The following is a 12,354-nucleotide window of genomic DNA, read 5'->3' on the forward strand; positions in this document are numbered from 1 at the left end:
GCTGCCTCGCGGCACACGGGCGGGCTCAGGTGCAGGCCCAGATGCTTGTCGCCAACAGCCAAAGCAGGTCCGCCGCGAACAGGGCGACGACGATGCAGGTCAGTGGACCGGCCGCCCGGAGCCGCTCCCGGAAACCCTCCGGCGGCGGCTCCCAGCGCTGCAGCGCGTCGGCCAGGTTCGGGTGTCCGCGGCGCAGGTCGTCCGCCATTGCCTCCAGCACGGCCTGCTCGTCCGGTGTCCTCATGCGTTCTCGTCCCCTCCGCGATGCGTAATCACCGCTCGGTGTCCGGGCGTTGGTTGGACGATCGACTGGCGCGCGGCATTGCCGGGCTCGCCCTCGGACCCGGCGGCTTGGTCCGGCCGCGCCTCGTTCCACGCCCGCAGAACGTCCAGGTGTCCCAGCCAGCCGATGACCAGGTGTTCGGCAGAGACGACCGGAAGTCCGCCATGGCCGTTGTGGAGCAGGATCGACAAGGCTGAGTCCAAGCTCTGCTCCGGCCGCAGATTGGGGACCACCGTGGCGAGCTGGCCGGCGGTTGCCGCTAGCGCTTCGGAACGTGCCGCTCTTTCGGCATCGGCGGCTACCACGATTCCGCCATAGGTGCCGTCGTCCCGGATGACCGGGGCGGCCTCGGTCGCTCCGCCCGCCAGTCGGTCGATCACGGCGGTCAACGGGGCATCGGCGGGCAGCGGCTCCGGTGCCGAAGACATGGCCTGCGCGACGGTCAGGGTCTCAAGTGCATTGGAGTTACGCGGACCGAGCAGGTCAATGCCTCTACGACGCAGTTTGAGGGTGTAGATCGTGTCCGCGGAGATCAGGTTGCTGACGCCCGCGGCCAGGACGACGGCGACCATCAAGGGCAGGATGATTGTGTAGTCGCCGGTGACCTCGAAGATGATCAAAACCGCGGTGATCGGCGCCCGCGCCGAGCCGGCGAACACCGCGCCCATGCCGATCAGGCCGTAAGCCCCGGGGGCTGCCGTGACGGACGGCGCCAACTGGTGCACGATCTGCCCGTAACCGCTTCCCAGCATGGCGCCCATGAACAGGGAGGGCGCGAACACGCCACCGGAACCACCTATCGCGATGGTCAGACTGGTCGCGAGAATTTTGCCGACCAGCAACGCCGCCAGAAGGCGCACCCCGTAGGCGCCGCCGACGGCATGCGCAAGTACCGGGTACCCGACTCCGTACAGCTGCGGCAGTCCCAGCAACAACAGGCCGAGGAGCACTCCGCCTGCCGCCGGGCGCAGCCATTCCGGACCGCGCCACAGCCGGTCGGCCAGGTCCTCGGCGCCGTACAGGACGCGGACGAACCCCACGCCCACGACCGCGGCCAACAGTCCCAGCAGGGCGTAGGCGAGGTACTCGCGGACCGACACGACCTGGAACTGCGGCAGGTTCAGGAACGGCCGGTCGCCGAAGGCTGCCCGGCCGATGACCGCTGCCGTGACCGAGGCCAGGACCACCACGCCGAAGGATTCGGTGGCGAAGTCGCGCAGGATCAGCTCGAGAGCGAAGAACACCGCCGCGATGGGGGCGTTGAAGGTGGCCGAGATCCCGCCTGCTGCGCCGCAGGCGACCATGAGCCGCAACCGGTTGTCGGGCATACGTAACAGCTGACCCGCCGTCGAACCGAGCGCGGACCCGACCTGCACGATCGGACCTTCGCGCCCCACCGAGCCGCCCGAACCGATGCACAGGGCGGAGGCCAACGACTTGATCAGGGCCACCTGAGGGGGGATGCGCCCACCGCGCTGCGCGACGGCCAGCATCACCTCCGGGACGCCGTGGCCGCGAGCCTCCCGGGCGAACCGATTGACCAAGGGGCCGTAGACGAGGCCACCGAGCACCGGCGTGACGATCACGAACGCGACGCCCAGACCAGGGAAGTGCGAGGTGCCGACTCGGCCCGCGTCGCTGTAGTCGTCGCGTCCGGTGAACAACTGCGTGCACCACACCACCAGGTATCGGAACAGGACAGCCCCGGCCCCCGCCCCGGCGCCCACGAACAGGGCCAGCGGGACGAGCCCGGGTGGCGAGCCACGCAACCAGTCGTGTGCCGACCTGGCGAGGTCTGCGGGAACCCGCAGTGGGCCGAAGGTCCGTGCACCCGCCGGCGGCGCACCGGTCACTGAGCACTCCTGTTCAGCGGGGACGGGCGGTTGGTCGGAACCCTAAGACGAAGACCGACTGGTCGGTTTCTATGACAGTGTAGCCACCGCCGCGCACCGGTCACCCCGCCCCTCCGGCCCGCGCGCGCCGGTGGCTGCGGCCCGCAAGTCGACAACTCCTGTCGGGAAGGCCGAGGAGTGGCCATCGTCCAGTCCGATCCCGCCCTCGTGCTCCCCGACGTCCTGCACACATATCGCAGCGCCCTCGGTCCGCACCCCCGGAACGGTTGGACGCGGTGTTCCGGATGGGCTCCAAGCAGCATCGGGCGGCGGGCCGCCTGCTGATGCAGCGTCAGGCAGGTCGGGAACAACTCACCGCATGGGCAGATCAGTCCGGCTCAGTTGTCTCGAACGTGATCCATGCCATGGCGCAGAGCAGGTTTCGTCGTCCATCGATGGGAGGGATCCAACCGGCGGGCGTACTTCCGAGTCCTCGTACTACAGGACTCAGCCTCGGTGCGCCCGGTCACGTGGCGTTCTCGATCGGCGCTAGTGCGCGAGCACGGAGGAGCCCTTCTTGCCGAAGTGGTCGACCAGGATGATGACCAGGAAGAGGATGCTGACCACGACCAGTTCTTGCCAACCGATGCTGACGGTTCCGAACAGGCCGGACTTCAGCATCGAGTCGAGGATCGCCAGCGTGACCGCGCCGAGCAGCGCCAGCGGGATGCTCGAGAATGCGCCGAGCACGCACACGATCAGGGCCCGCAGGAAGATGAACAAGATGGCGGTGGTGTCGGTGCCGACGTAGTTGCCCAGCAGGATGCCGCCGAGCGCCGAGATCGCCCCGGAGATCGCGTAAACGGAGGTGCCGACCTGACCGATTGGCACGCCGACCAGCTTGCTGGCCTCGATGTTGTCGGCGATCGCCCGGACGTAGATGCCGAAGCGGGTGCGCTGCAGCAGGACTGTGAACCCGATGACCACCACACCCAGGACGATCAGTGTCATCAGCTGGTGCACGGTCACCACCTGCACCCCGACATGGAATTTGCCGGTGCCGAACGGTGAGGGGGCAGGCTCGTTCTCCGACTTGTTGTACTGGAACAACAACCCGATGAGGATCAGCATCACCGCCAGCGAGAAGTTGGTCAGCGTCACCTTCGGGTAGTTCGCCAGCTTGCTGCTGGTCACCACCAGCCCATAGAGGGCAGCGACCAGCGCGCCTGCGGCCATCAGCCCGATGACCACCGGCCACATGGGCCAATGCGGCCGGCTGGAACCGCCCCCAGCTCCGCCGCCGAGCAGTGCGCTGTTCACCCCCGGCGCCGAGCCGGCCCCGCTGCCCGAGCAGAGGTACCAGAACAGCAGCGTGCCCCCCATCACGATGCCACCGTGCAGGAACGCCACGGTCCGGCTGATCCGGTAGCTGAGCACCATCGCCACCGCAATGAGGCCGTAGAGGCCCGCGGTCGTCACGCCGTTGACTACCGAGGGCCAGAAGATCGCCCGGTTGAACGACAGAGCAGTCAGGGAATCCATGAGGGGCATCGGCTTTGCTTTCCATGGGACAACGGTGAACGGCCACCCAGCGGCCTCGCGGCGGATGGATGCGCCCGGCGGAGAGCGACCTGTCTCGGATCTTCTGCCCAGAGTATGAATGAATAGTGAACGTGACGGCGATCCGTGACGCGTCCCACAGCTTGACCTCCCGCGATCGCTCAAACCACCCAGGTGGGTCGCGCCGGTTGCGATGCGCGCGCGGGATCTGATACTGCCTCGGATGAGCGGAAGGGCCCCTTCGGTCTGACGGTGCTGATCCTGCGTCAGAACTAGGAAGCGGTGTCACGGCAGTGACGAATACGGATGCACGCAGCCTGGGAAGATCGTGACCCGCAGAACAGATCTTTGCAGCCCCAGGTCGGGTGTCTCCGATCGTGTGACGATGTCGCGGTCAGGTGGGGCTTTCGTCAACGCCGGGCCGAGCCGGGCTGGCGACTCCGGGTAGGACAGCGTCTTTCGAGGCCACGGAGGTCGCTTCCGGTCCTGCGGTCAGCCGCCAGACGATCCAGGCGATGAGCGCCCCGATCGCCGGGGGGATCCCGGCGAACATCAACAGGACCTGCCACCAGCTCACAGCCGTCCTTCCTTCCCTCCGTCCGGCGCGTCCGCCGATGCGGCCCCACGCGCAGGTGAGCGTCGGCGCTCCGATGAGCACGGGCCTGGACGTCGACCACGTAAGAAGCCTGCGGTCCGATGGATTCCAGTTTGATGAACGACCGAGTCGACCGGGGCTGGTTTGGAGGGCGACCCCGCCCCGTTGAAGGTGCGGGAACGCTGCGTCGGCGAGGCACAGAGCTGCCAAGTCTGGGGCTCACGTGCTGACCCTCGCCGCATGACGCCGCCACAACGCATCCACCGCCCTCAGCAGTCTGACGCACGGTCAGAATTCTCCCGCCGGAGCGCGTGAGCACCAGGCAGAGCGAGCGCCAGTTGGCGCTTCTGGTGCACCGTGGACAGTGGGGCGGGCTCCGGCGTCACGCCCCCGGCGACACAGACGATGTCGCGTCACCCGGCCATGGCGGGCGGCAATTCCGGGGCATGCCGTTCGACCGGTTCACACTGAGCGGCATCGGGCACGGGCTCGGTTCAGCGCCGGTGCCTGGGGCCCACCTGGGTTGCCCGCCATGTCGGGCTGGGGCGAATGGCCTGGAGGCGTTCGGGGGGTCTGTGGGCAGCGACCGTGCTGCTGTTGGGGAGGATCCCCCCGGAGTCGTCGAACAGGACGACTCCGTTGCACAGCAGGCTCCAGCCCTGCTCCGGGTGGGCCGCGACGGTATGGGCTGCCTCGCGGTCGCTCGCATCCGCGTCCGGGCACTGCGGCTCGTGCGGGCATGTGGTCACGACTTCCCGACCGTCCGTTCGCCTCGTCAGCCTTCACCCGCCGCGCGCGGTGGGCGCCGGAGGGCATGCCTCGATGGCTCGGGAGCCACGGCCTGCCTCCCTTCGCTGGGTACAGGTGGGGAAAGGCGTCGAAGGTGTATAGAACCGGGTGCTCCGTTATTGGTTCATGAACACGAGAACCTCCGCGCGATCGGTGTCGTCGAGGCGGGAGAGCTGCGGACGCACGTCGGGGGGCCGGCGACCCGCGGGGTCCCCGTCGGCTGAGAGGCGGCCTGCCTCCGCCTCGACCGACCGGGCAGCGGCGACCCACTGCGCGATGGCCTGGTTCCACGCCGACACTGACCGGTAGCCGGAGTCGGCGCTGACCGGCCCCGGGTCGGCGCCGCAAGTGAGCAGGCATCAGTTGCGGTGATAAGTGAGCGCGTCCATGTGGTCATGCCGGGTGATCAACGCCACCCGTCGAATCGAAATTCATGCTGCCTTCCGCAATTCGGATCCTGATCGTGACCGCAATCCGGATCCCATTCATTCCGGCTTCATCTGCGAACGGCCGCGAGCGACTTTCGCGCACAGATAACTGAGATTTCGGTTCCCGCGGTGAAACGCGGGTCGGGTCGGACGCGATGGAACAATGCAGAATGGCGTAATTGAGGGCAATCCCGACGCACGGATACGGCAGTGCATCATTCGGGATCCCCGGAGAGGAGTATTTCATGAAAATGCGAGGAAGAAATGACCGATCGAGCCGGGCGCGACAGGCGGTCCAGGTCGGCGTGGGAACCGCTGTGCTGCTGACCAGCGCGCTCGCGACACCTGCGGCCGCCACGGGTTCGGGGGCCGCCGGGGGCGGCTTCGACTACACGAACAAGGCCAGCTACATCTTGGACATGCGCAGCGCCGGACTGGAGTTCGAGGACCACATCCCGGCCGTCATCTATCAGGACGTCGGCTACAGCGGGGTGAACCTTTCGCACGACATCGGCGAGGCGCAGGGCAGGTGCGAGTCCGACGGCGCCACGTACTGGTTGGGCCAGTACGTGGAGGAAGCCGTCCTGGGCAAGGGCGCGGCGCCGCCCGATGCCGGCAGTGTCCAGGGCGGGTACCAGAACCCCGTGTACGCGCGCGACGTGAAGCCGAACATCGCCGCCGGCAACAGCCTCTCCGACCGGTCGCCGGGCATCACCAACTACCTGCCCCCGGGGCAGCGAATCGCGCCGATTCCCTCTGACGGGACACCGGTCTACGTGACGGCGCACTGCGACAGCGACGTGAAAGGAAGCGGGTCCGGAAACGTCGCCGACCTGGTGAACAACGCCGACGTCGTCGGCTCGACCACGACCTCGAACCTGGACCGGGCGACCGGGGTGTACACCACCACCGCGCGGGCGTACGTCACCGGCATCAAGAACGCCGGCGACCTCAACACGATCAATTCCTTCATGCAGGTCAGCCAGAAGCCCGACGGCAGCCAACCGCTGGTCACCTACCGGCTGTCGTTCTTCACCGCCGCACCGGGCGGCTCGCGCACCGCGTTCGGCCGCAAGGGGTTCACCTTCTCCGGCAACAACGTGCCGGCCGACCAGCTGACCAAGCAGTTCAACTCGCAGGCGGCCACGTTGTCCGCCGCCGGTTCGGCGCTCGGGCCGCTCGGCTTCCAGGTCCTGGCCCCGAAGACCGGCGTCGAGGGTTCGACCGAGGCGGGCACCACCGGCCTGCACTACATCACCGCACCGGCCATCCAGGGCGAGGCGGGGCTGAAGTCCCGCAACGGAACCGTCGGCCAGGACCAGTACGCCCGCTTCGGGTCGATAACCTTCACCGGGATCTACAACCAGCCCTGACGTCTGGCCACCCGCCGTGGCCAGGCACCGGATGTGCGGGCTGGGTGACGGCTCCTGCACCCCTCCCGCGCATCGCCGGGCGCCGGGCGGCTGACGGGTCGTCAGTTGTGTTGCGCGTGGACAGCGGCGATTGCGCGACGGTCCGGGGTGGCTGTCCCGGAGCACCTGGCACGAGGCCTTGACCGCCGGTGCGGCGGCGGGCGGGACGTCCGCCTTTCTCCCACGTAGAGAACTGACAGGGGGCGGATCTTCGGAACCTGCCTTTGCGGCCGGCTCATTGACGCCGGCGCTCCGATCGCTACGGCTTGGCGCCGTGCCGGTCGTCAGCTGATGGGCGGGTCGCTGGATCGGTGCGCGGGCGCGACGGTGAGGCCGGATCGGTCCGACCCCGCGGGGCAGCCCTGCTGGGCGGGATCGGGTAGCGGTCCCCACAGCTTCCGTGGGCCCCACGGGGCTTTCGGCTCCACGCCCGCGCGGCGGGCCCGCGGGGTCAACGAACCGAAGTAGGACAGGGCCACCCCGCCACTGATCCAAAGCAGCGCCTCGATGGTGTCCACCGGACAACTCCATCTCTCCGTGATCAGGTTAGGGAAACTCTCGAACGTTCTGCCACGGCTGCGGCTGTCGAGTACGCGGGGTCGACGCTGATCCGCGTGCCCGGGCGGGACCGGGGGTCCCTCGGTCCGGTGCGCCGACCCGGGCAGGGGGTGCGCCCGCGCCGGTGGTGTCCGGACGCCCGGCGCGCCCCCTTTCCAGGTGATCCGATCCTCCCGCCCGCTGATGATTGATTCAGGACTACGGGCTGTGCCGGGGCTGTGCATCGACGTGCCCCGGCGCGTTGCTCCCCGCCGTTTCGATCGGCGTCCTTTGCAGCTCGCCGTACGCGGTCGATCATTACCGGACTCTTCATTCTTGTGCCGGTACGGTGCCCAGGACCCGCCCAGGCCGCTGCGGCCAGCGCGCGCTGCCGGGTCCGGGCGAGCATCCATTTGGGAGATACGGCGATGGTCGTGGTGTCGGTCGCCATCTGGTCGGCCATGGGGGCCGTTTGCCTGCGGTTGCTGAGCAACGGTGGCCGGCTGCGCCCGATCACGGCGTTCGTCGTCGTGCTCACCGGCCTGGGCTGGCTCACGATCGCCGTGTCCCTGACATTCGGGCCGTTCTTGGCCTCTTTCGCCTCCGACAGCGCCCCGATGCTGAGCCCCGCCGGGTCGGCCGGGCGTACCGGACACTCCAGCACCGACCAGTTGTCGTCCAGACCTGCCGGATTCGCGACCGGGGCCTCCGGCCGGTCCTAGCGGGTACGGCACTGGTTGCGCGCAGCGCCGGACCGCAGCGGGTCCGATCCGGTCCGGCCGACGGGTCCCCGAGTTGTGGGCGAATGTCTCGGGTGGGTCGAATGCCGAACTGACATGGCATCACATCTTGCGGTGGGTGCGACGTGCGTGGGGGCGTCGGGCTGTCCGATGACCATCGCCGCCGAGGGGACTCAGGTCTGAAAAGCGTTGCCTTCGGGAGATTCAGAATCGGCCGGACCGGGCGCGGCGCATCGACGAGGAATCATTCCCCGAAAAATCATGCGGAAGTTGTCCGGGATGCGTTTCATGAATTCATCGGAATTGTCGTCATGACATATTCGTGACCCTGCGTCACATTAATATCTCGAAACCGCTCTCTCAGGTTCCGTACCGAAATGTCCGGTTCATCCTGGAGGTGTCGAACCCAATTCAAAGGGAGTTCTTATGAGACACCATGTCCACGGACTGGCGAAGGTGGTGCCGATCGTCGCGGCCTCGGGCCTGCTGCTGGCGGCCTGCGGCAGCGGCGGCAGCGGCGACGCCGTGGCCCAGCAGCCTGCGGCACCGGCGGTCGCCGCGGTCCCGGGTGGCAGCGCCCCGACCCCCGGCAAGGCCGCCGATGGCCCCGCCGCCTCGACGGGCGGCGCGGCGGCGACCACGAAAGCCGCCGCGCCGAACCCGGCGCGGCCGCCGGCACTCGCCCCCCTGCGCGTGCCGGCGAGCGTGCGCGCGAAGTCCGGGAAGCACGCCGGCCCCAGCCGCGCCACCGCAACCGTCCCCGCGGCGAGCAAGACCTCGCCGGGCAAGCAGTCGGCCGCCTCCGTCTCGAGCGTCCCGGGCCGGCCGACCGCCTCCGGCAGCTACGACAACTCCGACAAGCGACTCGGGGTCGACCTGACCCACGTGCACGACAGCCAGTCCTCCGCGCAGAAGCAACAGGACCAGCAGGTCTACAACCAGAAGAACGGCGCTACCGACGTCGGCATCACCAAGAACGCCATCAAGCTCGGCTCGGTGAACATGCACGGCATGGCGCTGGGCAACGTGCTGGTCACCCCACAGGTCCACGGTGACTTGGCCGCGATCCAGGCCATCGACGACCGCGGCGGCGTGCTCGGGCGCCGAGTGTCGTTGGTCGACTGCGACGACGGTCCCGGTGAGGTCGCCCGCGCCAAAGCCTGCATCAAGAAACTGGTCGGCTCCGACCAGATCTTCTCCCTGATCACCGGCGTGGACTGGGCGACCGCCTCGATCCACGACGACCTCAAGCAGTACCACCTGCCCTACGTCGGGGCCTGGGCATACTCCCAGACGGAGTGGCAGGACCCGTTCATGTTCCCCACCCACATGTCGATGATCCACGAGGCCATGGCCAACGCCCACTGGGTGGTAAACACGATCCACCCCAAGACCTACGGGCTGATCTGCCTGACCTCGCCCGAGATGCAACTGGCCTGCAACCAGGTCGAGGGAATCGTGAACTCCTCCGGCGCGAAGATGGTCAAACGCGCCGACGTGTCCATCTCCGAAACCTCGATGTCGGCCTACGTACTGGCCTTCCGGGCCGCCAACCCCGAGCACATCATCCATTACGTGATCAACCCGGCCACCATGGCCAAGTTCATGGTCGAGGCCGCCCAACAGGGCTACTACCCGTCCAAGGGCATCTCCGGCAACCACCTCGCCGCCGAGGTCCTCGGCTCGATCTTCGGCCAGTGGCCGGTCAACCGCTACTGGACCAACACCACCTACAAGCTGTGGGGCCCGGAGTTCATGGCCACCATGAACAAGTACGCCCGCTTCAACCGCGGCACCAACCACCACATCGTCCAAGCCGGATACACCGCGGTGAACATCTTCGCCGAGGCCGCCAAGGCCGTCGGCCCGGACCTGACCCGCGACAAAATGATGGCCCAACTGAGCAACGGGACCATCTGGCAGGCCGACGCTTCGCTGGACCAGCGATTCAGTTACGCACCCACCGAACGCAACGGCAACGACTGGAACCACTACTACGGCCAGGGTCGGGAATTCATCTACAAGTACACCTCCACGAACACGATCTCGAACCCCGACGGCAGCCCTAACGGATTCGTCCCCGACCCCAACCAGTTCGTCATCTACACCTGGAAGTGAACCCAGCCGGGTGTGCGGGCAGTGGAGGACGGCGAACCTGCTCGCACACCCGGGCTGTGAAAGGTCGCCCGGGAGGGTGGCAATCTCCGCCGGCGCCGGGTGATTTGACCACCTGCCGAACACACCGTGGCGCCCCCTGCCGCACCGGCGCCGGACCGCTATGCACCCACGGCCCGCTCGTTCCCTCGGCCGCGTAGCCGACCTCGACCTGCTGCGCCGCCTGCACGGCGGGCTCGAGCCTCCGGTGCGCAGTCGGCGCAACCGACTTGAGGTCGAATGCGCGCCGTCCGGTCGTTGGTGATCTTTTCATCGTCCCGGCCCTAACTTGCCGTTCGCCCCGCGTCGGCAATCCACCGCCGCTAGGGGCGCAGGGGGGTAACGGCATATCGGTGGGGGGCTCCGGTGCTGGTTTCGTGGGTGAGGTTCCGGCCGCCGGGGACGGTACGTCGGCGACTGCTCAATCAGGTCGCGCAGCAGCCGCGTGCGGTGGCCGTCGCGATCATCTGCGGGCTGGCCGCCACAGGCTGGTTGGGTATCGGACTGTGCCTGGCGTTCGGGTCGTTCTGGGCTCCTTCCCCACCTGGGTTGCCCGAGACCGTGGCGCGTTCCGCGGTCGCCGGCCGCCCCGAACAGCTCCCCGCCCACCTGCGCTCCGGCTGGGTCCGCCCCGGATCGACGCGCAGATCGCCGGAGCCGTCGGTGCCCGGCGCGACGGCAGGGACCCGAATCGGCGCGGCTCCGGGCCTCGCGACGCCGCCGACCGACCTTACGCACAAGCCATCCGGCCTTGCCTCGATCCGGATCCCTGCATGGCAGGTCGATTCGGCGGCGCCGGCCACGTCGCGCGAACATCTGCTGCCCACGGTCGTCGAACCCGGCCCGGACGGTGCCGACTGGAATGTGCTGACGGACTGGTCTGACCCGACCTCCTGGCCCCAGCGCGGAGCCGTACTGTCCACGACTCTGCGGGGGCGGGTCTCAGGACTTTCCGAGCACGCCTACGTCTACCTGCCCAGCGCCTACTTCGACCCCGCGGGCCCCGGCCAGGACCCATCCGGGCCGAGGCGACGGAATCTACCGTTGGCCGTCGTGTTCAGCGGCTACCCCGGCGACGCGGACCGGCTGATCAACCGCCTGCATTACCCCGCCGTGACACTGGCCGGAATCCAGGACGGCACCATCGCGCCGACCGTTCTGGTGATGCTGAGCCCCTCGGTCGACTACCCGTGGGACACCGAGTGCACCGACATCCCCGACGGCCCACAGGCATTCACCTTCTATGACCGAGACGTTCCCGATGCAGTCGTCGGCCAGTTCGCCCTACGACCGCAGACCTACGCCGCTATCGGCGATTCGACCGGCGGGTACTGCGCGGCCAAGCTCGAGGCCATCGACCCGACCCGGTTTCCTGTGGCCGCCTCGTTGTCCGGCTACTTCCAGCCCGCCACCGACCCCACCACCCGCGGCGCGTTCAACGACTCCACGCTGCGCGAGCGCAACGACCTCGGCTGGCGTCTGCAGCACCTCCCCGTGCCCGCGGTGTCCCTGCTGCTGGCCACCGCGACCGACGAGGGGGGCGACGACGGTTACGCCACCAACCAGGAATGGCTCCACCTGATCCACGCGCCGATGACCGCCCGGGAACTCGTCCTCGACCACGGCGGACACAACTTCAACAGCTGGAACCGCGAAATCCCGTACGCCCTGTCGTGGATCACTGCCCATCTACCCCGGTCCCGCGCCATCCTCGCGGCCACCCCCACCGGGGCGGCGATCACCGGCCCGGCAACCTTCCCGTCGCAACCCATCACAGGTCCAGACACCGTCCGACGAGCCGAAATCCGCACCTCCCAGCCCCCCGAGGTACCGCTGCTGACCATCACCGCAGCCAAGGCGACCTTGGACGGGATGGTTCGGGTAAGCGCTCGCCGGAGCAGTCGCACACCCAGGGTCTGGCCGACATCTCGATGGAGATCATGCGCCGCCAAGGGGTCACGGTGGAAGTGGTACGGGCCATCGACCGGGATATCGCCACCGGAGTCTGGCCCGACATGACCGAA

Annotated in this window: 8 protein-coding genes; 4 read left to right on the forward strand and 4 right to left on the reverse strand. The window is 68.2% G+C overall.

Going from position 1 to position 12,354, the window contains the following annotated elements:
- Positions 1-25 precede the first annotated feature (25 nt).
- The 3 genes from VHU88_13760 to VHU88_13770 form a co-directional block, all read right to left on the reverse strand.
- On the reverse strand, positions 26-244 hold the full coding sequence (locus tag VHU88_13760) for a hypothetical protein (GenBank protein ID HEX3612746.1): 219 nt from the start codon (positions 242-244) through the stop codon (positions 26-28).
- Positions 241-2,136, reverse strand: coding sequence for a chloride channel protein (locus tag VHU88_13765; GenBank protein HEX3612747.1), 1,896 nt, complete (start codon positions 2,134-2,136; stop codon positions 241-243). Before VHU88_13765 ends, VHU88_13760 begins: the two co-directional genes overlap by 4 nt.
- A 528-nt stretch (positions 2,137-2,664) precedes the next feature.
- Positions 2,665-3,657: a branched-chain amino acid ABC transporter permease gene (locus VHU88_13770; protein ID HEX3612748.1), complete on the reverse strand. Its 993-nt coding sequence runs from the start codon at positions 3,655-3,657 to the stop codon at positions 2,665-2,667.
- 2,147 nt (positions 3,658-5,804) lie between these two features.
- Here VHU88_13770 and VHU88_13775 point away from each other — a divergent pair.
- Entirely contained in the window at positions 5,805-6,860 is a 1,056-nt protein-coding gene (locus VHU88_13775; GenBank protein ID HEX3612749.1) for a hypothetical protein, read from the forward strand.
- Between the two features lie 323 nt (positions 6,861-7,183).
- On the opposite strand, the gene VHU88_13780 is transcribed toward VHU88_13775, so the two are convergent.
- On the reverse strand, positions 7,184-7,417 hold the full coding sequence (locus VHU88_13780) for a hypothetical protein (protein HEX3612750.1): 234 nt from the start codon (positions 7,415-7,417) through the stop codon (positions 7,184-7,186).
- 447 nt (positions 7,418-7,864) lie between these two features.
- Here VHU88_13780 and VHU88_13785 point away from each other — a divergent pair, with 447 nt between their 5' ends.
- The 3 genes from VHU88_13785 to VHU88_13795 all read left to right on the forward strand — a co-directional run bounded on the left by VHU88_13785 (position 7,865) and on the right by VHU88_13795 (position 12,349).
- The gene (locus tag VHU88_13785) at positions 7,865-8,158 is read left to right on the forward strand and encodes a hypothetical protein (protein HEX3612751.1); all 294 of its coding nucleotides are present in this window, start codon (positions 7,865-7,867) and stop codon (positions 8,156-8,158) included.
- 444 nt (positions 8,159-8,602) lie between these two features.
- A complete protein-coding gene (locus tag VHU88_13790) occupies positions 8,603-10,294 on the forward strand; it encodes an ABC transporter substrate-binding protein (protein HEX3612752.1) in 1,692 nt (563 codons plus the stop codon).
- 417 nt (positions 10,295-10,711) lie between these two features.
- Positions 10,712-12,349 carry an alpha/beta hydrolase-fold protein gene (locus VHU88_13795; GenBank protein ID HEX3612753.1) on the forward strand — a complete coding sequence of 546 codons (1,638 nt, stop codon included), beginning with the start codon at positions 10,712-10,714 and terminating at the stop codon, positions 12,347-12,349.
- Positions 12,350-12,354: the final 5 nt, after the last annotated feature.

It is taken from the genome of Sporichthyaceae bacterium, assembly GCA_036269075.1.
In the GTDB taxonomy this organism is placed as follows: domain Bacteria; phylum Actinomycetota; class Actinomycetes; order Sporichthyales; family Sporichthyaceae; genus DASQPJ01.

Excerpts from the sequence above, each read along its gene's own strand:
- VHU88_13760 (HEX3612746.1), bottom strand. The coding sequence starts at position 244 with ATGAGGACACCGGACGAGCAGGCCGTGCTGGAGGCAATGGCGGACGAC.
- VHU88_13770 (HEX3612748.1), bottom strand. The coding sequence starts at position 3,657 with ATGGATTCCCTGACTGCTCTGTCGTTCAACCGGGCGATCTTCTGGCCC.
- VHU88_13785 (HEX3612751.1), top strand. The coding sequence starts at position 7,865 with ATGGTCGTGGTGTCGGTCGCCATCTGGTCGGCCATGGGGGCCGTTTGC.
- VHU88_13790 (HEX3612752.1), top strand. The coding sequence starts at position 8,603 with ATGAGACACCATGTCCACGGACTGGCGAAGGTGGTGCCGATCGTCGCG.